Origin of the sequence: Isoptericola sp. NPDC056618 (assembly GCF_042792715.1) — a bacterium.
GTDB classification, from domain to species: domain Bacteria; phylum Actinomycetota; class Actinomycetes; order Actinomycetales; family Cellulomonadaceae; genus Isoptericola; species Isoptericola nanjingensis.
This window is the reverse complement of the sequence record NZ_JBHTVZ010000013.1, coordinates 81,409-102,017: the sequence shown is the minus strand read 5'-3', so window position 1 is coordinate 102,017 and position 20,609 is coordinate 81,409. Positions and strand designations below refer to the sequence as shown.

The following is a 20,609-nucleotide window of genomic DNA, read 5'->3' as shown; positions in this document are numbered from 1 at the left end:
GACGGGGTCAGCGCGCCGCGCCCACCCGCAGCTCGAGCGAGTCCACACGGGCGGAGATCACCGTCGAGGCGCCGAGGCGGGCGTTCACCTGCGCGAGCACGCGGTCCAGCCCCGCCCGGTCCAGGCCCGGGTCGAGGGCGAGCACGACGGCGACCTCGGCGCGGCGCCCGCGCTCGGCGTGCGCGCGCACCACGTGCTGCACCGGCGCGGCGGCGTCCGCGACCGCCGCGGCGACGTCCGGCTCCACCTCGAGCGCGCCGTCCGGGCCCGCGGGGACGAGCGCCGGGCGCCACTCCTCGCCCTGGGCGAGCGCCCAGACCGCCGGACGGGGCACGAGGGCGGTCGCCGGCCCGGCCGGGTCCACGACCAGCAGCGACCAGTCCTCGCTCACCGCCGAGAGGGCGGCACGGGCGGCCTCGACCGGGACGGGACGCGCGTCTGCGCGCCACGCCGTCATCGCGTCGACCGACGTGAAGACGGGGAGCGCCCGGCGACCGTCGGGCACCTCGATCGCCACCACGCCGGCCGCGGCCTCCTTGTCGACGTGCAGCTCCTGCGTGCCGCCGGCCGTCTCGTGCTCGACCACGTCGGCGACGGCGAGCTCCGCGAGGACGGGCACCAGCACCCGGGTGACGGCGAGTCGCCGCACGACGTCCTCCAGCGACCCGGTGCCGGCGGCGTGCGCACGCAGCAGCGCGGCGAGCTCGGCGTCGGCCGAGCCGTCGTCGCCCGCGAACTGCGACGTCGGCTGGATCGACTTCAGGTGCCCGGGCAGGGCACGGCCGCCCTCGGCCGTCACGGCCGGCCCGCCACGTCGAGCGCCTCGGGCAGCGTGAACGCGCCGGCGTACAGGGCCTTGCCCACCACGGCCCCCTCGACGCCGTCCGGCACCAGGGCGCGCAGCGCCTCCAGGTCGGCGAGGGACGAGATCCCGCCCGACGCGACCACCTTCGCCGGGGTGCGCGAGGCGACCTCCCGCAGCAGGTCGACGTTCGGGCCGCGCAGCGTGCCGTCCTTGGTCACGTCCGTGACGACGTACCGGGAGCAGCCGGCGTCGTCCAGGCGTGCCAGCACCTCCCACAGGTCGCCGCCCTCCTGGGTCCAGCCGCGGGCGGCCAGCGTCGTGCCGCGCACGTCGAGGCCGACGGCGACGGCGTCGCCGTGCTCGGCGATGACGCGCGCCGTCCACTCCGGGTCCTCGAGGGCGGCGGTGCCGATGTTGACGCGGCGCGCGCCCGTGGCGAGGGCGCGCTCGAGCGAGGCGTCGTCACGGATGCCGCCCGACAGCTCCACCTGGACGTCGAGCTCGGCCACGACCTGCGCGAGCAGGTCGGCGTTCGAGCCACGACCGAACGCCGCGTCGAGGTCCACGAGGTGGATCCACTCGGCGCCGCCCGCCTGCCAGTCGCGGGCGGCGGCCAGCGGGTCGCCGTAGGACGTCTCGGAGCCGGCCTCCCCCTGCACGAGGCGGACGGCCTGGCCGTCGGCGACGTCGACGGCGGGCAGCAGCACGAGGCGGTCGGTCATCAGGGTGTCTCCAGGTTCTACGACTGCGGGTTCTGGAACGGCGGGTTCGGGTGCGGCGGTGATCGGACCGACGACGCTCAGAGCGAGCGGACCCAGTTCTCGAGCAGGGTCGCGCCGGCGTCGCCGGACTTCTCGGGGTGGAACTGCGTGGCGGCGAGCGGTCCGCTCTCGACGGCGGCGACGAACCGGGCCTCGGAGCCCGGCGCGCCGTGCCGCGCCCAGGTGACCAGCGGCGGCGTGTAGCGCGGGTCCGCGTCGCCGTCGTGCCCCTGGGTGAACTGCTGCGCCGCGTACGAGTGCACGAAGTAGAACCGCTCGTGCTCCACCCCCGCGAAGAGGCGGGAGCCCTCGGGGGTCTCCACGGGCGACCAGCCCATGTGGGGCACGACCGGGGCGTCGAGGCGCTCGACGACGCCCGGCCACTCGCCCAGGCCCTCGGCCCGCTCCCCGTGCTCCACGCCGGCGTCGAACATGACCTGCATGCCGACGCAGATGCCCAGCACGGGGCGCCCGCCGGCGAGGCGCCGGTCGATCACCTGGTCGCCGCGGACGGCGCGGAGCCCGGCCATGCACGCGGCGAACGCGCCGACGCCTGGCACCACCAGCCCGTCGGCCTCCGCGGCCCGCGTCAGGTCCGCGGTGAGCTCGACGTCGGCCCCCACCCGCTCGAGGGCGCGCACGGCCGAGCGGACGTTGCCGAAGCCGTAGTCGAGCACCACGACGCGGGACCGCCCGTCCGCGCGGGCGGGCGCCGGCGCGGGGTTGAGGTCGGCCGCCGCGCCGCCGTGCGGCAGCAGCGGCGTGATCCCCGCGGCCTCCTGGGCCGCGGCGAACTTGTCCCGGTCGTTGTCCCGGTCGGGCGTGCTGGGCGTGTCGCTGGGCGTGTCCGGCATGCGTCTCCCCTACTGCTTCTTGCGGGCCTTGCGCGCGGCGCCGGTGAGCATCCGCATCGCCTTGAAGCGGCCGATGCTCGACGACGGCACGACGCCCGGCAGGTCGGCGACCGTGAGCTGACCGGTGACGAGGTCCTCGAGGGCCTCCGGAGCGCCGCCCAGCACGAGGCCCGGCGGGAGCTCGCCCTCGGCCTCGCCGTCGGCGTAGCGCACGCAGGTGAGCTGCTCGCCCTGGCGGGTCACGAGGACGAGGGGCACCCCCGCCACGAGCTTCGAGATCGCGGCGGCGGCCCGGCCGGGCGCGCCGTCGCTGGTGTCGCGCAGGATCGCGAGCGCGCCGACGGGGGTCGGCGCGGCGTCGACGTCGAGCTCGGCGAGCGCGCAGGCGGCCGCCAGGGGCTCGGCGCCCGCGATCTGCGTGATGAGGACCGCCAGCTCGGGGTCCGCGGAGGCACCGTCGAGGCCCGACAGGTCGTCGGGGATCTCGAAGCCCTCGGGCAGGTCGTCCGGCAGGTCCGGCTGCGGGTCGGGGTGCCGGTCGGGATCGGTGGTCATGCGGCTACAGCGCACCCTTCGTGGACGGGACGCCCTCGACGCGCGGGTCGGGGGCGACGGCGGCGCGCAGCGCACGGGCGAGCGCCTTGAACTGGGCCTCGACGATGTGGTGCGGGTCGCGGCCCGCGAGGACCCGCACGTGCAGGCAGATGCCGGCGTGGTGGGCGATCGACTCGAGCACGTGGCGGGTGAGCGACCCGGTGAAGTGCCCGCCGATGAGGTGGTACTCCTGCCCTTCCGGCTCCCCCGAGTGCACGAGGTACGGGCGGCCCGAGACGTCGACGACCGCGAGCGCGAGCGCCTCGTCGAGCGGCACGGTGGCGTCGCCGTAGCGGGAGATGCCGCGCTTGTCGCCGAGCGCCTCGCGCAGCGCCTCGCCGAGCACGATCGCGACGTCCTCGACGGTGTGGTGCGCGTCGATGTGGGTGTCGCCGGTCGCCCGCACGGTGAGGTCGATCAGCGAGTGCTTGCCGAGCGCGGTGAGCATGTGGTCGTAGAACGGCACGGTGGTCGAGATCTCCGTGCGTCCCGTGCCGTCCAGGTCCAGCTCGACGACGACGCTCGACTCGCTCGTCGTGCGCTCCACGCGGGCCGTGCGGTGCTGCATCAGTCCTCCTTCTCGGGCGCCGCGGCGCCGGTGACCGTCTCGCCGACGACCTCGATGAACGCCGACCGGAACGCGGCGTTCTCGCCGGGCGTGCCGACCGAGACGCGCAGCCAGCCCTCGGGCCCGGTCTCGCGGATGAGGACCCCGCGGTCCAGCAGGCCCTGCCAGACGGCGTGCCGGTCGCCGAACGTGCCGAACAGCACGAAGTTCGCGTCGGAGTCCGCCACCCGCAGCGGGCGACCGTCGACCTCCTGCGCGCGCAGCCAGGTCACCAGTGCGTCGCGCTCGTCGCGCAGGTCGCGCACCTGCGCCCGCAGCTCGTCGTGGTGCGCCAGCGCGCCCCGCGCGGCCGCCTGCGTGACGGCCGACAGGTGGTAGGGCAGGCGGACGACGCGCAGGGCGTCGACGAGCGCGGTGGACGCGGCCAGGTAGCCGAGCCGCAGCCCTGCCGCGGCGAAGGCCTTCGACATCGTGCGCGAGACCGCGAGGTGCGGGTGCGCGTCGAGCAGCTCGAGGGCCGACGGCGTGCCGGGGCGGCGGAACTCGGCGTAGGCCTCGTCGACCACGACGACGGCGCCGGCGCGGCGGCCGCCGCGCTCCGGGGCGTCGGGCACCTCGACCTTCGCCGCGGCGTCCAGGACCGCCTCCACGGTCGCGAGCGGCAGCGCCGTGCCGGTCGGGTTGTTCGGGCTGGCGAGGAGGATCACGGAGGGCCGGACCTCCGCGATCGTCGTGACCGCGTGGTCGACGTCGAGCGTGAAGTCGCTCTCCCGGCGGCCGGTGACCCAGCGCGTGTGCGTGTCCCGCGCGTACTCCGGGTACATCGAGTAGGTCGGCGCGAAGGACAGCGCGGTGCGCCCCGGGCCGCCGAACGCCTGCAGCAGGTGCAGCATGACCTCGTTGGAGCCGTTGGCGGCCCAGACCTGGTCGGCCGCGACCCGGACCCCGGACTCGAGCGCCAGGTAGTCGGCCAGGTCGCCGCGCAGGGCCGTGAAGTCACGGTCGGGGTAGCGGTTGAGCCCACGCGCCGCGTCGGCGACATGGCGGGCGATCGTCGCGACGACCGCCTCCGACGGGGCGTACGGGTTCTCGTTGACGTTCAGCCGCACGGGCACGTCGAGCTGCGGGGCGCCGTAGGGCACCTCGGCCGCGAGCTCGGGACGCAGCGGCAGCCGCGCGCCGTCGACGCCGCCCGCGGGTGCGGAGGCGGACAGGGGGGTGGTCACCGCGCCAGTCTACGGAACCGCGGGAGCCCCCGGTGGCGGCGTCCGCCCCTCGACCTCGAGCCCTCGCCGCCGACGGACCGGTCGCCGGGCTCACCTGCCGACCCGGACCGCCGAGCAGCTTTGTGAAAAATTGCACATGCCGCGAACGGCCTGGCTCCGGGCCTTGTGACAGTCTTCACAAGGCCTGAGGACTGCGCCGCGGGCGCATCGTGCCTACCGTCGAGGTATCAGCAGTTCGTCCGTGTGGGCCGCCGAGCGGCCCGTGAGAGGGAGAAGCAGATGAGCACCATGCAGGCCGCGGTCGTCCACTCGTTCACCGAGCCCCTGTCCGTCGAGGACCGCGAGATCCCGACGCCCGGGCCGCACGAGGCCCTGGTCAAGGTCGACTACACGGGCGTGTGCCACACCGACCTGCACGCCGCGCACGGCGACTGGCCGGTCAAGCCGGCCCCGCCGTTCGTCCCGGGCCACGAGGGCGTCGGGCACGTCGTCGCCGTCGGGGACCAGGTGACCCGCGTCAAGGTCGGCGACACGGTCGGCAACGCCTGGCTGTGGAGCGCCTGCGGCGAGTGCGAGTACTGCGAGACCGGGTGGGAGACCCTCTGCCCGAACCAGAAGAACGGCGGCTACTCCGTCGACGGCTCGTTCGGGCAGTACATGCTCGTCGACGCACGGTACGCGCCGATCGTCCCCGAGGGCGTGGACCTGTCCGCCGTCGGGCCGATCCTGTGCGCCGGCGTCACCGTCTACAAGGGGCTCAAGGTCACCGACACCAAGCCCGGCGAGTGGGTGCTGATCTCCGGCATCGGCGGCCTCGGCCACATCGCCGTGCAGTACGCGGTCGCCATGGGCCGCCGCGTCGCCGCGGTCGACGTCGACGACGCCAAGCTCGAGCTGGCGCGCCGGCACGGCGCAGAGGTGACCGTGAACGCAGCCACCTCGGCCGACGCCGCGGCCGAGCTGCAGGAGAAGACCGGCGGCGGTGTGCACGGCGCGCTCGTGACGGCCGTCAACGCCCACGCGTTCCCGCAGGCCGTCGGCGCGCTGCGCCGCGGCGGCACGGTCTCGCTCGTCGGCCTGCCCCCGGAGAAGTTCCCGCTGGACATCTTCACCACGGTCCTGTTCGGGCTCACCGTCCGGGGCTCGATCGTCGGCACGCGCAAGGACATGGCGGAGGCGCTCGACTTCTTCGCCCGCGGCAAGGTCGACCCGACCTACACCGTGCGCCCCCTCGGCGACATCAACGCGATCTTCGACGAGATGATCGCCGGCAAGATCGACGGTCGCGTCGTCATGGACATGCGCAGCTGACGTCTCCCGGACGCGCGGAGGCCCGGCGGTGCGTGCCGCCGGGCCTCCGCACGTCCGGGCCGTCCTCACGCGAGCACGACGTCCTCCCCCGAGACCTCGACCTGGATCGCCGGGAGCGGCTCGGGCGCCGGCCCGCCGAGGACGGCGGCGTCCGTCAGCGCGTAGCGCGACTGGTGGCACGGGCACAGCAGCTCGCCCTCGCCGGGCGCGACCGTGCAACCCGCGTGCGTGCAGATCGCGCTGAACGCGTGCACCTCGCCCTGGGTCGGCTGGGTCACGAGCACGTCCTGGCCCCCGACCTTCGCGGCGACGGCGCCGCCCACCGGGACGTCGGCGAGCGCGACGACGACGGTGCCCGCCCCCGCCGCGCCCGCGGAGGCCGCCGCCTCCTGCGGCGTCGGCTTCTGCTCCGCGCAGGCGGCGAGCACCCCCACGCCGGCGATCGCGCCGGCCGCCGCGCCCGTGCCGCGCAGCAGCTGTCGGCGGGTCGGGCCGCAGGGGCAGGCGGCGCCCTCGAGCGCGTCTCTCCCCGGGCTCACGTCGCGCACGTCCCGCACGGTCGGGTGGGTCGACGGGCTGATCGGCATGACGCCTCCGGTGGGTCGGGCCCCGGCCCGCCGGACGCTTCCGCTGACGGCACCACCGAGGAGTGGGAGCATCATCATCATGGACTCGTCCCACGGCGCGGTGCCACCTCGGCCGCGGTCCCAGAGCCCGGCCCGGCCGCCCGCGGCGCGCGGCTGGCGGCTCGCCGCCTCTCTCGCGGTCCTGGTCTCGGCCGTCGTCCACGTCGTGCTCTACGTCGACGGGTACGACACCATCGCCGTCGTCGGCCCCCTCTTCCTCCTCAACGCGGTGGCCGGCGTCGCGCTGGCCGTGCTGCTCGTGGTGTGGCGGCACTGGCTGCCGCTCGTCGGCGGGATCGGCTTCGGCGGCCTGACCCTGCTGGCGTTCGTGCTGTCGACGACGGTCGGCTTCTACGGCGTCAACGAGACGTTCGCGGGCACCACCGAGATCGTCGCCGCCGCGGCCGAGGTGGTCGCGGTGGTGGCGTCGGCCGTGGCGCTCCTGCGGGAGTACGTGCGATGACGGGCCTGTGGAGGGCGGGCCGACGCCGTCGGCGGCGCCCCCTACGATCGAGGACGTGAGCCACCCCGACGACCCGTACGCCGACCTCGTGTTCGACCCGACGGACGAGGACGTCCCGCCGCCCGACGACCAGGCGCCCGAGCGCGAGCCCGAGAACGAGCGCGGCGCCCCGCCCGGACCCCGGACCGCCCCGCCGTCGGCCACGACTCCCGCGACCCCGACGGGCGACCCGGGGCCCGACGCGGCCAAGCGGGCGAAGCTCGCGATGCTCCGCGGCCTGCTCGACAGCGCGGGCGAGGGCGGCGGCACGCTGCGCGAGCAGGCCGAGGAGGCGCTGCGCGCGCTCGTCGGCCGGGAGGACGCGTCGCTGCGGGAGGACCAGTGGCGCGCGATCGAGGCCCTGGTCGCGTTCCGCCGTCGCGCGCTCGTCGTGCAGCGCACCGGCTGGGGCAAGTCCGCCGTGTACTTCGTCGCCACGTCGCTGCTGCGCTCCCGGGGGGCGGGGCCCACCGTCATCGTCTCGCCGCTCCTGGCGCTCATGCGCGACCAGATCGCGGCGGCGGCGCGGGCCGGGATCCGCGCCGTGACGATCAACTCGTCGAACGTCACCGAGTGGGACCAGGTGCACGCGGCCATCGCGGCCGGCGAGGTGGACGTGCTGCTGTGCTCGCCCGAGCGCCTCAACAACCCGGCGTTCCGCGACGAGGTGCTCCCCCGCCTGGCGGCCGACGCCGGCCTCGTGGTGATCGACGAGGCGCACTGCATCTCCGACTGGGGCCACGACTTCCGGCCCGACTACCGCCGCATCCGCACGCTGCTCGCCGACCTGCCGCCCGGCATCCCCGTGCTCGCGACCACGGCCACGGCGAACGCCCGCGTCACCGCCGACGTCGCCGAGCAGCTCGGCGTGCACGGCGCGGCCCCCGGCGGCGGCACCGCCCCGGACGAGGACGTGCTCGTGCTGCGGGGCGGCCTGGACCGCGAGTCGCTCCACCTCGCCGTGCTCGAGCTCCCCGACCAGCCCACGCGGGTGGCGTGGCTCGTCGAGGCGCTGCAGGACGTCGAGGGGTCGGGCATCGTCTACTGCCTCACCGTGTCCGCCGCCGAGCAGGTGGCCGAGCAGCTCCGGGGCGCGGGCCTGGCGGTCGCCGCCTACACCGGACGGACCGACCCCACCCAGCGGGAGCAGCTGGAGGAGGACCTAAAGGAGAACCGGGTCAAGGCCCTGGTGGCGACGTCCGCGCTCGGCATGGGCTTCGACAAGCCCGACCTCGCGTTCGTCGTGCACCTCGGCGCCCCGTCCTCCCCCATCGCCTACTACCAGCAGGTGGGCCGTGCCGGCCGCGGCGTGGACGACGCCGTCGTCGTGCTTCTTCCCGGGCACGAGGACCGCGCGATCTGGGACTGGTTCGGGTCACAGGCGTTCCCCGCCGAGCCGCAGGTCCGCGCCACGCTCGGCGCTCTCGGGGCGTCCGAGGGTGCGCAGTCCACCGCCGCGCTGGAGACGCAGGTCGACCTCAAGCGGTCCCGGCTGGAGACGATGCTCAAGGTGCTCGACGTCGACGGCGCGGTGCGCCGCGTGCAGGGCGGCTGGGTCGCCACCGGCACCCCGTGGGCGTACGACGCCGAGCGCTACGCCCGGGTGGAGGCCACCCGCCAGGCGGAGCAGCAGGCGATGGTCGACTACGTGGCCACCGCCGGTTGCCGGATGGCGTACCTGCGCGCCCAGCTCGACGACCCGGAGCTGCCCGACGGCTGGGCCTGCGGCCGCTGCGACCGGTGCGACGGCGTCACGCTGCCCGCCGTCCCCGACGCGGAGGCCGTCGCCGCCGCGCGGGCCGACATGGACCGGCCCGGCGTGGAGGTCGGGCCGCGCGCGATGTGGCCGTCCGGGCTCGCGGCCCTCGGCCTCGACCTCAAGGGCAAGATCGCTCCCGACGAGCGCGCCGAGCCCGGGCGCGCGGTGGCGCGACTGGACGGCCTGGGCTGGTCCGGCCCGCTGCGCGACCTGTTCGCCGCGGGCGCGCCGGACGGCGAGGTGCCCGTGCCGCTGCGGCACGCCGCCGCGCGGGTCCTCGACGACTGGGACGCGATCCGCCCCGAGGGTGCCGAGGCAGGCGAGCAGGCCCCCGAGGGCGCGCGCCGCACGGTGATCGAAGGTGTCGTGGCGGTGCGGTCCACGACGCGCCCGCAGCTGACGTACCACCTGGCGTCCGGGCTGGCCGCCTACCTGGGCGTCCCGCTCATCGGCGCCGTCGGCCCGGCCGCCGGAGCCGAGCAGCCCGACCGGCACGACGTGAACTCGGCGATGCGGCTGGCGGGGGTGGCGCGACGCCTGCGGCTGGAGCTGGGCGAGGCTGCCCTGCGCGGCCTTCCCGGGCGCACCGTGCTGCTGGTGGACGACTGGACCGAGTCCGGCTGGACGCTCACGGTGGCCGCACGGCTGCTGCGCCAGGCCGGTGCCGCGGCGGTGCACCCGTTCGTCCTCGGGGTGCGCTGACGCACCGACGACGCCCGGGACCGTCGGGGCATGTCAGCCGTCGAGCAGGCCCCGGACGTCGTCGGCCGCGAGCGCCCGGGCGAACGTGCCCGCGGCGTCGTCGAGCACGGCGTCGAACAGCGCGGCCTTGCGCTGCGCGAGCGCCATGACCTTCTCCTCGATCGTGTCCTGCGCGACAAGGCGCGTCACGACGACGTTGCGGGTCTGGCCGATGCGGTGCGTGCGGTCCACGGCCTGCGCCTCCGTGGCGGGGTTCCACCAGGGGTCGAGCAGGTAGACGTAGTCGGCCTCGGTGAGGTTGAGCCCGACCCCGCCCGCCTTGAGCGAGATGAGGAACACGGGCGCGTCGCCCTCCTTGAAGGCCCGCACGACGTCGGCCCGCCGGCGGGTGGCGCCGTCGAGGTAGACGACGGGCAGCCCGGCCGCGGTCACGCGCTGCTCGACGCGCCGTAGGAACGAGGTGAACTGCGAGAAGACGAGGGCCCGGTGCCCCTCGGCCGCGATCTCGGTCAGCTCGTCGGTCACCACGTCGAGCTTGGCGGAACCCACGCCCGCGTAGGCGTCGTCGAGCAGCGAGGCGTCGAGCGCGAGGCGCCGCAGCGTGGTCAACGACCGGAAGATCGCCACGCGGTTCGCGTCGAAGTCCTCCAGCAGCCCCAGCAGCCGCTGCCGCTCGCGCTGCAGGTGCGTGTCGTAGACCTTGCGGTGGTCGGGCGTGAGGGGGACGCGCAGCACGCGCTCGGTGCGCTCGGGCAGCTCGGGGGCGACCTGCTCCTTGGTGCGGCGCAGCACGAGCGGGCGGATCCGGCGCTTGAGCCGCGCGAGCGCGCGGTTGCCGGCCGCGACCACGTGGGGGTCGTCGTCGGCGGCCGCGGCGTCGACCAGGCGCGCCGTCTCGGCCTTGAAGCGGTGCATCGACGGGTAGAGGCCCGGCGCGACGATCGCGAGAGCCGCCCACAGCTCCATGAGGTTGTTCTCGAGCGGCGTGCCGGTGATCGCGAGCTTGAACGGGGCCCGCAGCATCCGGGCGGTCTCGTGCGCCCGCGTGCGGGGGTTCTTCGCCACCTGCGCCTCGTCGAGGATCAGCCCGCCCCACTCGAGGGCGTCGAACGCGTCGAACTCGAGGCGGAAGACGGCGTACGACGTCACGACCACGTCGGCCCCGCGGGCGAGCTCGGCCAGGTCGGTGCCGAGCGTGCGCGACGTGGCGGGCATCGCTGCCACCCGCAGCCCGGGCGTGAAGCGCGCCGCCTCGTCCACCCAGTTCCCCACCACCGACGCGGGCGCCACGACGACGAACGGCGGGGCGTCCGGTGCCGTCGTCCGCGCGTGCGCCAGGAACGTGAGGGCCTCGACGGTCTTGCCGAGACCCATGTCGTCGGCCAGGATCCCCCCGAGCCCGTGCCGCCACAGGAAGGTCAGCCACTCGAACGCCTGCCGCTGGTACGGCCTCAGCTCGGCCCGCACGCCCTCGGGGACGTCCAGCACCTCGGTGACGCGCTCCCCCGCCGCGAGCGCGCGCAGGCCGGCCAGCGAAAGCCGCCAGGCCTCCGCGGCCTCGACGACGTCGGCGACGTCCTCGAGCCCGCCCCACAGGTCGGCGTCGTAGCGGCTGACCCGCGCCTTGCCCGGCCGGTCGCTCAGCGCGGTGGCCTCCGTGATGAGGTCGCGCAGGCGGCCCAGCACCGGGTTGTCGAGACGCAGCCACGACCCGTCGACCAGGAGCAGCCGCTTGTCGCCGCGGGCGAGGGCCGTGAACAGGCGGGCGAACGGGATCTCCTTGCCCCCGACGGTCACCGAGACCCCGAGGTCGAGCCAGTCGGCGTCCCCCGAGGGCGCCCCGGAGACGACGACGCGGGGGGCGGCGTCCAGGTGCAGGTAGTGCGGCACCTCGCTCGCGTCGACGCGCACGTCCGTCGCGGCCGCCAGCGCGGGGAGCACGCCGTGGGCCAGGTCGAGGGCGTCCAGGCCCTTCAGCTCCGTCCGGCCGGCGAGGTCGAAGCGCTCGAAGCCCGGCACGCCTCGGACGGTCGCCTGGGCCTTGGCACGGATCTCGACCTCGGCGTCCGGGTCTCGCACCGGGTCCGACGCCGCGCCGTCCAGCGGGACGCGACGCGCCGAGCCCGCGCCCGGCACCAGGGGCCCGGGTGGCGGGTACTCGAACCTCCACGACAGGAGCGCGTGCTCCGGCGACGCGAAGGCCACCACGGCGACGAGCACGGGCCGCGGCGGGTCGGGCAGCGCGACGGACCCGTCGGACACGACGCGCACGGCGCGGCGGAGCACGGGGAGATGCTCGGCATAGAGCTCCCCCACGTCGTCGCCGGGCACCTCCACCCGGCCGACGACGACGAGCTCGCGCGCGGCGTCGGACAACCGGCGCGGCGTCGGGCCGAGCCGGAGCACGGTCCGCCGGTCGGAGGCCTCGACCGCGTACAGGCCCGTGTCGCCCACCGTGCCGAGCCGGGACCCCGGTGTCGCGTCGACGCCGTCGAACGCGACGACCGGGTCGAGGCGCACCCCAGCGTCCGTCGCACCGTCCGCCGCCGCCGCCCCGATCCCCGTCCCGACCGTCAGCCGGATCTCCGCCGCGTCCGCCAGGAGCACCTCGTCGCGCGACCCGTGCGCGACGAACGGGATCTCCAGGTCGGCGGCCTCGGCCAGCAGCGCCCACAGCCCGCGGCCGCCGGCGGCCAGGGGGCGCCAGGCGCGCCGACCGCGACCGAACCCGCCTCCGTCGCCGAGCGCGGACCCGAGGTCCGCGAACCAGCGTCGTACCTCGGGTGCGGGCGTGGCGCGCACGTCGGCGAACGCGTACAGGCCGGTGGCCAGCGCCTCCCAGCTCGCCTCGGGGGCGACCTTCCAGCCGGTGCGCCCGGGCACGACCGGCCGCACCGAGAGCTCCGGGGGCAGGCCGCCGAACGCCTCGTCGAGCCGGAACCGCAGCGCGACCGGGAGGACACCGCCGTCGCGGGCGGCGGACTCGCGCGATCCGGGGTCCCGGGCCCCGGTCACCCCGGCCAGGCGCCCGCGCCACCCGACGGGCACGTCGTCCTCGTCTCCGGCGTCGGCCCCCGCGGCGTCGGTCGCCTCAGGGTCGGCGCCGACGTGCAGGAGCACGGCCGCGACGTGCTTGCAGTCCTCGCGGACCGGGCAGCTGCACGTCGAGCCCTCGTAGCCGTACCGCCCGTCGGACCCGACGGCGAACGACACGCGGCAGCTGTACGGCTGGCTCCCGCTGCCCGCGACGCGGGCCGTGAGCTCCCGCGCGTCAGGGTCCCAGTGCCACGTGCGCACCATGCCCGCGCGCTGGTAGCCCTGGGCCCGCCGGAACGTCGCGCTCCCGACGACGTCGCCCACCACGACCGGGTCGAGGCGGGGTGGCGGCGCGGGCATGCGTCCATGCTCGCACGGCCCTCCGACGCGGCCGCCGGCGTCAGCCGTGGCGCTTGGCACACTATTCTTCCGAGCCGCGAGAGCAGACCGTCGACGCGACGGCCATGCTCCGGCGCCGCTCAGGTGCCGGCGCTCAGGCGACGCAGCTCAGAGGAAGCGCCCGCGGACGGCCTCGCCGTGCGCGGGCAGGTCCTCGTCGTTCGCGACGGCGACGATACGGTCGCCCAGCTCCTCGAGCGCGTCGCGGGTGTACTCCACCACCTGCACGGACTTCAGGTAGGCGTGCACGCCGAGGCCGCTGGAGAAGTGCGCCGAGCCGCCGGTGGGGAGCACGTGGTTGCTGCCCGCCATGTAGTCGCCGAGGGAGACCGGCGACCACGGGCCGACGAAGATCGCCCCCGCCGAGCGCACGCGCTCCGCGAGCGCCGCGGCCCCCTCGGTCTGGATCTCCAGGTGCTCCGCGCCGTAGGCGTCCACCACCGCGAGGCCCTGCTCCAGGTCGTCGACGAGGACGACGGCGGACTGCGGCCCGCTGAGCGCCTGCAGGACGCGTGCGGAGTGCTTGGTGGAGCCCACCAGGTCGCTCAGCCGGGCCTCCACGGCGCCGGCGAGCTCCACGGACGGGGTGACCAGCACGGAGGCGGCCATCGGGTCGTGCTCGGCCTGGCTGATGAGGTCGAGGGCGACGTGCCCCGGGTCGGCGGTGGCGTCGGCCAGCACGGCGATCTCCGTGGGCCCGGCCTCGGCGTCGATGCCGACGACGCCGCGCACCAGGCGCTTGGCCGCCGTCACGTACACGTTGCCGGGGCCCGTCACGACGTCCACCGGCTCGCACAGCACGTCGCCGTCCTGCGGCTCGGTGCCGGCGGCCCCGTACGCGAACATCGCCACCGCCTGCGCGCCGCCGACGGCGTACACCTCGTCGACCCCGAGCAGCGCGCAGGCCGCGAGGATCGTCGGGTGCGGCAGCCCGCCGGCGTCCTTCTGCGGCGGGGACGCGACGGCGAGCCCGGGAACCCCGGCCTCCTGCGCGGCGACCACGTTCATGATCACGGACGACGGGTACACGGCGCGGCCGCCGGGCACGTACAGGCCCACGCGCTGCACGGGGACCCACCGCTGGCGCACGACGGCACCGGGCGCGAGCTGCGTGGCGTGCTCGGTCGGCACCTGCGCGGCGTGCACCGCGCGCACGCGGCGGATCGCCTCCTCCAGGCCCGCCCGTACCTGAGGGTCGAGCTCCTCGAGCGCGTCGGCCAGCGCGGCCGCCGGGACCCGCAGATGCTCCGGCCGCACACCGTCGAGGCGCTCCGACAGGTCACGGAGCGCGGCGGCGCCGCGGGCCCGGACGTCGGCGATGATCGGGGTGACGGCCTGGATCGCCTGGTCCACCCCGACCTCGGGGCGCGGCAGCACCCCGAGCAGCTCGGTGCGGGTCAGGTCCTGCCCGCGGAGGTCGATGCGTCGGATCACCCGGCCAGTCTAGGCAGCGCGCACCGCCGCCCGGGCGCCGGTGCCGGAGAATGGACGCATGAGCGCCGACCACGACAGCCACCACGACGGCATGGACGTCCCGATCCGCGACGACATGATCCGCCTGGGTCAGTTCCTCAAGCTCGCGGGGCTGGCCGAGTCCGGCACGCACGCCCGCGACCTGGTCGCCGACGGCGAGGTCAGCGTCAACGGCGAGGCGGAGACCCGGCGCGGTCGCCAGCTCGTCCGCGGCGACCGCGTCACCGTGGCGCTCCCCGAGGGCGACGAGACCGCCGTCGTCGCCTGACGCGGACCGTGGTGGGCGTTCGTGTGGCGCTGTCGCACGACCCACAGCATCGAACGAGCGCCCACGACGATCAGGCCATGTAGGTGGAGGCCATCGCGCGGTCGGGGGTGAGGCGCAGGACGACGCGCTCGGGGTCGTGCTCGAGCGGTCGGTAGCGCTTCGCGTACCGCACGACGGCGTCCGCGACCTCGTCCGGGTCCTCGCTCACCTCGATCGTCCCCTCGAGCGTCAGCCACCGCCCGCCGTCGACCTGGCAGAGCGCGGCCCGCGGCCGGCCCCCGTCGGCCGTCGCCCGGCGCGCGTTGGCGACCTTCGTCGACGTGCGCCGTGCCGTGGTGCGCGCGACCCCGGCGTCGGCGTCCCAGGTGAAGGCGACGGGGACGACGTGCGGGCTGCCGTCCGCGCGCAGGGTGGTGAGGGTGGCGAGGTGGCGCTCGGTGACGAACACGAGCTGCTCGGGGTTGAGGCGGAACACGCCCCGAGCCTACGGCCGCCGGTGGCAGCCCACCGATGAGTCCGGAGGCGGGCTGCGGTCCCACGACCGGCCGGACCGTCCTGCCCGAGGAGCCCGCCGTGACCGCCACCGTCCCCACCCCCGCTCCCGCCGTCGTCGACCGCGCCACCTGGCTGCGCGACCGTGAGGAGCTGCGCGCCCGCGAGAAGGCGCACACCCGCGAGGGCGACCATCGCGGCGTGACGTTCGCCGTCTTCTGCGGGGGCCCCTGGGGCGAGGTCGCCCCGTTCGTGGAGTTCATGGGCTACCGCGTGCCCTGGTACTCGATGCAGGGCGTGACCGACGAGGCGGTGGGCGGCGGGCTCAGCGACGACCGCGGGCTGATCTCCTGCTACCTGCGCGTCGGCGACCGGGTCCTCACGAACGAGACCACGCACCGCGGGTCGAGGCGATCATGGCGCAGGCGCAGCTGCTCGACCTGACGGTGTACGGGCGGCAGGAGCGCTGGGAGGACTCCCCCGCCGGGTGGCCGCAGCACCCGACCGCCACGTGGTGGAAGGACCGCGGACGCCCGGTGCCGCCGTGGTCCCGGCCCGGGGCGACGGCGTACGACCCGCACGCGGCGCACGGCCACCACCACTGATCCGCCGGCCCCGATCCGATCTGGCCGCGCCGGGTCAGAACCCGCCGGTGAGGATCGGCGGCACGCGGGTACCGTGTCGCCCTTCGTCGTGCAGGGCGCGCAGCACCACCAGCTCGTGCGGCACGACCGGGTCGGGCAGCGCGACGAACGGGAACCAGCGCAGGTCCCCGACCTTCTCCGGCTCGCGGATCTCCGGGGCGCCCGCCCAACGGGTGGCCGTGAAGAAGAAGTCGACCCGCTGCTCGAGCGCCGGGCCGCCGGGCTGTCCGCGGTGCATCGTGGTCACCGGTACGAGATCGGCCGGGTCCACCTCGACACCGAGCTCCTCGCGCACCTCCCGCACGGCGGCGTCGAGGACGGACTCCCCCGCCTCGACGTGCCCCGCCGCGGCGGCCGCCCAGTGCCCGTCCCTGTACCCCGTGCCCTGCCGCAGCTGCAGCAGCACCTGGCCCTCGCGGCGCAGGTAGACGTAGGCGGCCGGGACGACGCGGAACCGGTGGTCCGCCGAGCCGTCGTCCACCGCGGCCCCCCGACCCGTCACGACAGGCAGCTCGGGCCGAGGAGCGCCTTGAGGTCGCCGAACAGCGCGGGCGACTTCTCGACCCGCAGCGTGTCCGCCGCGCGCACCACCGTCCGCTTGCCGGGCTCCGCGACGCTCACGTGCACCTCCGCCGAGCCCGGGTGCGTGGCGAGCACCTCGCGCAGCCGCACCATCACCGGCTCGACGCAGCGGGTGTGCGGGACGGTGACCAGCACGGGCGCGTCGGCGACGGCGGACGTGTCCGGCAGAGAGACCTCCATCGCCTGCAGCTGCATCTGGTCGTCGCGGCGCCGCACCCGGCCGCGCAGCGTGACGACCTGGTCCTCCGCGAGGATCGTCGAGTACGCGAGGTACGTCTCGCCGAAGAACATCACCTCGACGGCACCCTCGAGGTCCTCGACCGTGACGGCCGCCCAGGGGTTGCCGTTCTTGCTCATCTTGCGCTGCACGCTGGTGAGCAGACCCGCCACCGTGACCTGCGAGCCGTCCTGCCGCCCCTCGTCGGCCATCAGCGACGCGATCGACGTGTCCGCCGCCCGCGCCAGCACGTGCTCCAGGCCCGACAGCGGATGGTCCGACACGTACAGCCCGAGCATCTCGCGCTCGAACGCGAGCCGTTGCTTCTTGTCCCAGTCGGGCAGGTCGGGCACGTCGACGGCGAACGTCATCGCCGCGTCCTCCTCCGCACCGCCGAAGCCGGCGAAGAGGTCGAACTGGCCCTCGGCCTCCTTGCGCTTCACGGAGATGACCGAGTCCACGGCCTGCTCGTGCACCACGAGCAGGGCCCGGCGCGGGTGGCCGAGCGAGTCGAACGCCCCGGCCTTGATGAGCGACTCGATGGTGCGCTTGTTGCAGACCACGGCCGGCACCTTGTCGAGGAAGTCCGTGAACGAGGTGAACGCACCCTTCTCCTCGCGCGCGGCGATGATCGCGTCCACGACGTTGGCGCCGACGTTGCGGATCGCCGTCAGGCCGAAGCGGATGTCGTCGCCGACGGCGGTGAACTTGGCCGCGGAGTCGTTGACGTCGGGCGGCAGCACCGTGATGTGCATGCGACGGCACTCGCCCAGGTAGAGCGCCATCTTGTCCTTGTCGTCCCGCACGCTCTGCAGCAGGCCGGCCATGTACTCGGTCGGGTAGTTCGCCTTGAGGTACGCCGTCCAGTACGAGACGACGCCGTACCCGGCGGAGTGCGCCTTGTTGAACGCATACCCGGCGAACGGCACCAGGGTGTCCCAGACCGCCTGGATCGCGGGCTTGGAGTAGCCGCGCTCCTTCATGCCCGCCTCGAAGGGGACGAACTCCTTGTCGAGGATCTCCTTCTTCTTCTTGCCCATCGCGCGCCGCAGCAGGTCGGCCTGGCCGAGCGAGTACCCGGCGAGGATCTGGGCGGCGCGCTGCACCTGCTCCTGGTAGACGATGAGGCCGTACGTCTCGCCGAGCACCTCGCTGAGCGGCTCCTCGAGCTCCGGGTGGATCGGCTCGATCTTCTGCATGCCGTTCTTGCGCAGGGCGTAGTTGATGTGGGAGTTCATGCCCATCGGCCCGGGGCGGTACAGCGCGATGACGGCGGAGACGTCCTCGAAGTTGTCCGGCCGCATCTGGCGCAGCAGCGAGCGCATCGCGCCGCCGTCGAGCTGGAACACGCCGAGCGTGTCGCCGCGGGCAAGCAGGTCGTAAGTGGCCTTGTCGTCGAGCTCGACCGTCTCGATCGCCACCGGCTCCTTGCCGTTCATGACGATGTTCTCGAGCGCGTCGTCGAGGATCGTGAGGTTGCGCAGCCCGAGGAAGTCCATCTTGATGAGGCCGAGGCCCTCGGACGTCGGGTAGTCGAACTGCGTGATGACCGCGCCGTCCTGCGGGCGCCGCATGATCGGGATGATGTCGATCAGCGGATGGCTCGACATGATGACGCCCGCGGCGTGCACGCCCCACTGGCGCTTCAGGCCCTCGATGCCGCGGGCCGTCTCGACCACGCGCTGGGCCTCGGGGTCGGCGTCGTGCACCGCGCGGAACTCCGCCGCCTCGGCGTAGCGCTCGTGCTTCGGGTCGAAGATGCCCGACAGCGGGATGTCCTTGCCCATGACGGCGGGCGGCATCGCCTTGGTGAGCTTCTCCCCCATCGCGAAGGGGAACCCGAGCACGCGGGAGCCGTCCTTGAGCGCCTGCTTCGCCTTGATGGAGCCGTAGGTGACGATCATCGCGACGCGGTCGTCGCCGTACTTCTCGGTGACGTACCGGATGACCTCGGCGCGCCGGCGCTCGTCGAAGTCGACGTCGACGTCGGGCATGGAGATGCGCTCCGGGTTGAGGAAGCGCTCGAAGATCAGGCCGTGCTTGAGCGGGTCGAGCTCCGTGATGCCCATGACGTAGGACACCATCGAGCCGGCGGCCGAGCCGCGGCCCGGACCCACGCGGATGCCCTGCTCCTTGGCCCAGTTGATGAAGTCGGCCACCACGAGGAAGTACCCCGGGAAGCCCATCTGGATGATGACCTCGACCTCGTAGTTCGCCTGCTTGCGCACGTCGTCGCCGATGCCGTCGGGGTAGCGGCGGCGCAGACCGGCCTCGACCTCCTTGACGAACCAGCTGACCTCGTCCTCGCCGTCCGGCACCGGGAACCGCGGCATGTAGTTCGCCTTGGTGTCGAACGAGACCTCGCAGCGCTCGGCGATGAGCAGCGTGCTCTCGATCGCCTGCGGCAGCTCGGAGAACAGGCGGCGCATCTCCGCGCCCGAGCGCACGTAGAAGCTGTCGCCGCTGAAGGCGAACCGGCTGCCGCCCTGGTCGTAGGTCGGCTCGTCGAGCGTCGACCCCGAGTTCACGGCGAGCAGCACCTCGTGCGAGTGCGCGTCCTCCTGCTTCGTGTAGTGCAGGTCGTTGGTGGCCACGAGCGGCGCGTCGATGTGCTCCGCGAGGCGCAGCAGGTCCTTGTACGTGCGGGACTCGATCTCGATCCCGTGGTCCATCAGCTCGACGAAGAAGTTCTCCTTGCCGAGGATGTCCTGCAGCTCGCCCGCCGCACGCACCGCCTCGTCCCACTGGCCCAGGCGCAGCCGCGTCTGCACCTCGCCGGAGGGGCAGCCCGAGGTGCCCATGAGGCCCTTGCCGTACGTCTCGAGGAGCTCGCGGTCCATGCGCGGCCACTTGCCCATCTGGCCGTCCAGCGACGCGAGCGACGACGCGCGGAAGAGGTTGTGCATCCCCTCGTTGTCGCGCGCCCAGAGCGTCATGTGCGTGTAGGCGCCGCCCGCGGAGACGTCGTCGCGCCGCTGGTGCTGCTCGCCCCACAGCACCTTGGTGCGGTCGTGGCGGCTGGTGCCCGGCGTCACGTACGCCTCGACGCCGATGATCGGCTTGACCCCGTGCTTCTGCGCCGTGCTCCAGAAGTCGAACGCGCCGAACAGGTACCCGTGGTCCGTAATCGCGATGGCCTTCTGGCCGAGCCGCGACACCTCGCTGAACAGGTCGTTCATGCGCGCCGCGCCGTCGAGCATCGAGTACTCGGTGTGCACGTGCAGGTGGACGAAGTCGTCCTCGGAGGTACCGGTCGGCTGGGCGGTGGAGGAACCTGCGTCGGGCATGGACCGAGTCTAGGCAGTCGCCTCCGACACTCCGGGCCGCCCCGCCGAGGGGAACCTCACAGGGCCGCGGAGGCGTCCCGTCACCACCGCACGAGGAGCCGCAGCACGGCCAGGCCGTCCTCGGTCCCCGGCCAGTGCCGGCGCACGACGTCGGGTCCCGCGCTGCGCACCACGGCCCGCAGGACGAGCGCCACGACGATCACGTCGTCGGCCCAGCCGAGCACGGGGACGACGTCCGGGACGAGGTCGATCGGCATCGCGAGGTAGCCCATGAGCACGACGAGCAGGGCGCGCACGCGACGCGACAGCGTGCGGTCCCCCGCGAGCCGCCTCACCAGGCGCAGCACGTCGGGCAGCAGGCGCACGGCGCCGCGCAGCGAGCCGCGACCGGTGCGCCGCCGCACGACGAGCAGGCCGGCGGCCAGCAGCGCCCAGAGCGCGAGCACGGCCACCACGAGGCCGGCGAGGACGTCCGCCCACCAGGGCAGGTCGGGCACCAGGGC

19 protein-coding genes are annotated in these 20,609 nt (G+C 74.6%); 6 read left to right on the top strand and 13 right to left on the bottom strand.

What is annotated here, in order from left to right; all coding sequences use genetic code 11:
• Window positions 1-7 precede the first annotated feature (7 nt).
• The 6 genes from ACFQ8T_RS15440 to ACFQ8T_RS15415 all read right to left on the bottom strand — a co-directional run bounded on the left by ACFQ8T_RS15440 (window position 8) and on the right by ACFQ8T_RS15415 (window position 4,808).
• Entirely contained in the window at window positions 8-799 is a 792-nt protein-coding gene (locus ACFQ8T_RS15440) for an SseB family protein (RefSeq protein ID WP_430547398.1), read from the bottom strand.
• A complete protein-coding gene (priA, locus tag ACFQ8T_RS15435) occupies window positions 796-1,527 on the bottom strand; it encodes a bifunctional 1-(5-phosphoribosyl)-5-((5-phosphoribosylamino)methylideneamino)imidazole-4-carboxamide isomerase/phosphoribosylanthranilate isomerase PriA (RefSeq protein WP_429762153.1) in 732 nt (243 codons plus the stop codon). Before priA ends, ACFQ8T_RS15440 begins: the two co-directional genes overlap by 4 nt.
• A 77-nt stretch (window positions 1,528-1,604) precedes the next feature.
• On the bottom strand, window positions 1,605-2,420 hold the full coding sequence (gene hisH, locus ACFQ8T_RS15430) for an imidazole glycerol phosphate synthase subunit HisH (RefSeq protein WP_430547397.1): 816 nt from the start codon (window positions 2,418-2,420) through the stop codon (window positions 1,605-1,607).
• A 9-nt stretch (window positions 2,421-2,429) separates the two neighbouring features.
• Entirely contained in the window at window positions 2,430-2,975 is a 546-nt protein-coding gene (locus tag ACFQ8T_RS15425) for a hypothetical protein (RefSeq protein WP_430547396.1), read from the bottom strand.
• Between the two features lie 4 nt (window positions 2,976-2,979).
• Window positions 2,980-3,582, bottom strand: a complete 603-nt coding sequence (gene hisB, locus ACFQ8T_RS15420; RefSeq protein ID WP_430547395.1) for an imidazoleglycerol-phosphate dehydratase HisB — start codon at window positions 3,580-3,582, stop codon at window positions 2,980-2,982.
• Complete coding sequence (locus tag ACFQ8T_RS15415) at window positions 3,582-4,808, bottom strand: histidinol-phosphate transaminase (RefSeq protein WP_430547394.1); 1,227 nt, start codon at window positions 4,806-4,808, stop codon at window positions 3,582-3,584. Before ACFQ8T_RS15415 ends, hisB begins: the two co-directional genes overlap by 1 nt.
• 279 nt (window positions 4,809-5,087) lie before the next feature.
• Between ACFQ8T_RS15415 and adhP the strand changes: the two genes are divergently transcribed.
• Window positions 5,088-6,119, top strand: a complete 1,032-nt coding sequence (gene adhP / locus ACFQ8T_RS15410) for an alcohol dehydrogenase AdhP (RefSeq protein ID WP_430547393.1) — start codon at window positions 5,088-5,090, stop codon at window positions 6,117-6,119.
• Window positions 6,120-6,184: 65 nt separating this feature from the next.
• Here the strand turns inward: adhP and ACFQ8T_RS15405 are convergent, their stop codons facing one another.
• Complete coding sequence (locus ACFQ8T_RS15405) at window positions 6,185-6,706, bottom strand: Rieske (2Fe-2S) protein (RefSeq protein WP_430547392.1); 522 nt, start codon at window positions 6,704-6,706, stop codon at window positions 6,185-6,187.
• Window positions 6,707-6,785: 79 nt separating this feature from the next.
• Here ACFQ8T_RS15405 and ACFQ8T_RS15400 point away from each other — a divergent pair, with 79 nt between their 5' ends.
• Together ACFQ8T_RS15400 and ACFQ8T_RS15395 are read left to right on the top strand one after the other, a co-directional pair.
• Entirely contained in the window at window positions 6,786-7,208 is a 423-nt protein-coding gene (locus ACFQ8T_RS15400; protein ID WP_430547391.1) for a hypothetical protein, read from the top strand.
• A gap of 265 nt (window positions 7,209-7,473) precedes the next feature.
• Entirely contained in the window at window positions 7,474-9,708 is a 2,235-nt protein-coding gene (locus ACFQ8T_RS15395; protein ID WP_430547426.1) for a RecQ family ATP-dependent DNA helicase, read from the top strand.
• A 33-nt stretch (window positions 9,709-9,741) separates the two neighbouring features.
• Here the strand turns inward: ACFQ8T_RS15395 and ACFQ8T_RS15390 are convergent, their stop codons facing one another.
• Window positions 9,742-13,104 carry an SNF2-related protein gene (locus ACFQ8T_RS15390; RefSeq protein ID WP_430547390.1) on the bottom strand — a complete coding sequence of 1,121 codons (3,363 nt, stop codon included), beginning with the start codon at window positions 13,102-13,104 and terminating at the stop codon, window positions 9,742-9,744.
• 147 nt (window positions 13,105-13,251) lie between these two features.
• Entirely contained in the window at window positions 13,252-14,577 is a 1,326-nt protein-coding gene (hisD, locus tag ACFQ8T_RS15385) for a histidinol dehydrogenase (RefSeq protein ID WP_430547389.1), read from the bottom strand.
• Between the two features lie 58 nt (window positions 14,578-14,635).
• Here hisD and ACFQ8T_RS15380 point away from each other — a divergent pair, with 58 nt between their 5' ends.
• Window positions 14,636-14,884, top strand: a complete 249-nt coding sequence (locus ACFQ8T_RS15380) for an RNA-binding S4 domain-containing protein (RefSeq protein WP_430547388.1) — start codon at window positions 14,636-14,638, stop codon at window positions 14,882-14,884.
• 70 nt (window positions 14,885-14,954) lie between these two features.
• On the opposite strand, the gene ACFQ8T_RS15375 is transcribed toward ACFQ8T_RS15380, so the two are convergent.
• Window positions 14,955-15,359, bottom strand: coding sequence for a pyridoxamine 5'-phosphate oxidase family protein (locus ACFQ8T_RS15375; protein ID WP_430547387.1), 405 nt, complete (start codon window positions 15,357-15,359; stop codon window positions 14,955-14,957).
• 98 nt (window positions 15,360-15,457) lie between these two features.
• On the opposite strand from ACFQ8T_RS15375, the gene ACFQ8T_RS15370 reads away from it, so the two are divergent.
• Together ACFQ8T_RS15370 and ACFQ8T_RS15365 are read left to right on the top strand one after the other, a co-directional pair.
• On the top strand, window positions 15,458-15,820 hold the full coding sequence (locus tag ACFQ8T_RS15370; protein ID WP_430547386.1) for a hypothetical protein: 363 nt from the start codon (window positions 15,458-15,460) through the stop codon (window positions 15,818-15,820).
• A complete protein-coding gene (locus tag ACFQ8T_RS15365; protein WP_430547385.1) occupies window positions 15,793-15,981 on the top strand; it encodes a hypothetical protein in 189 nt (62 codons plus the stop codon). The genes ACFQ8T_RS15370 and ACFQ8T_RS15365 overlap by 28 nt, the downstream gene beginning before the upstream one ends.
• A gap of 34 nt (window positions 15,982-16,015) precedes the next feature.
• Here ACFQ8T_RS15365 and ACFQ8T_RS15360 read toward each other — a convergent pair whose 3' ends face one another.
• From ACFQ8T_RS15360 to ACFQ8T_RS15350, 3 genes are all read right to left on the bottom strand, one after another.
• A complete protein-coding gene (locus ACFQ8T_RS15360; RefSeq protein ID WP_430547384.1) occupies window positions 16,016-16,522 on the bottom strand; it encodes an NUDIX domain-containing protein in 507 nt (168 codons plus the stop codon).
• Window positions 16,519-20,106 (bottom strand): DNA polymerase III subunit alpha, encoded by a 3,588-nt coding sequence (dnaE, locus tag ACFQ8T_RS15355; protein ID WP_430547383.1) that lies wholly within the window; start codon window positions 20,104-20,106, stop codon window positions 16,519-16,521. The genes ACFQ8T_RS15360 and dnaE overlap by 4 nt, the downstream gene beginning before the upstream one ends.
• Window positions 20,107-20,186: 80 nt before the next feature.
• On the bottom strand, window positions 20,187-20,603 hold the full coding sequence (locus ACFQ8T_RS15350; RefSeq protein ID WP_430547382.1) for a YkvA family protein: 417 nt from the start codon (window positions 20,601-20,603) through the stop codon (window positions 20,187-20,189).
• Between the last annotated feature and the right edge of the window lie 6 nt (window positions 20,604-20,609).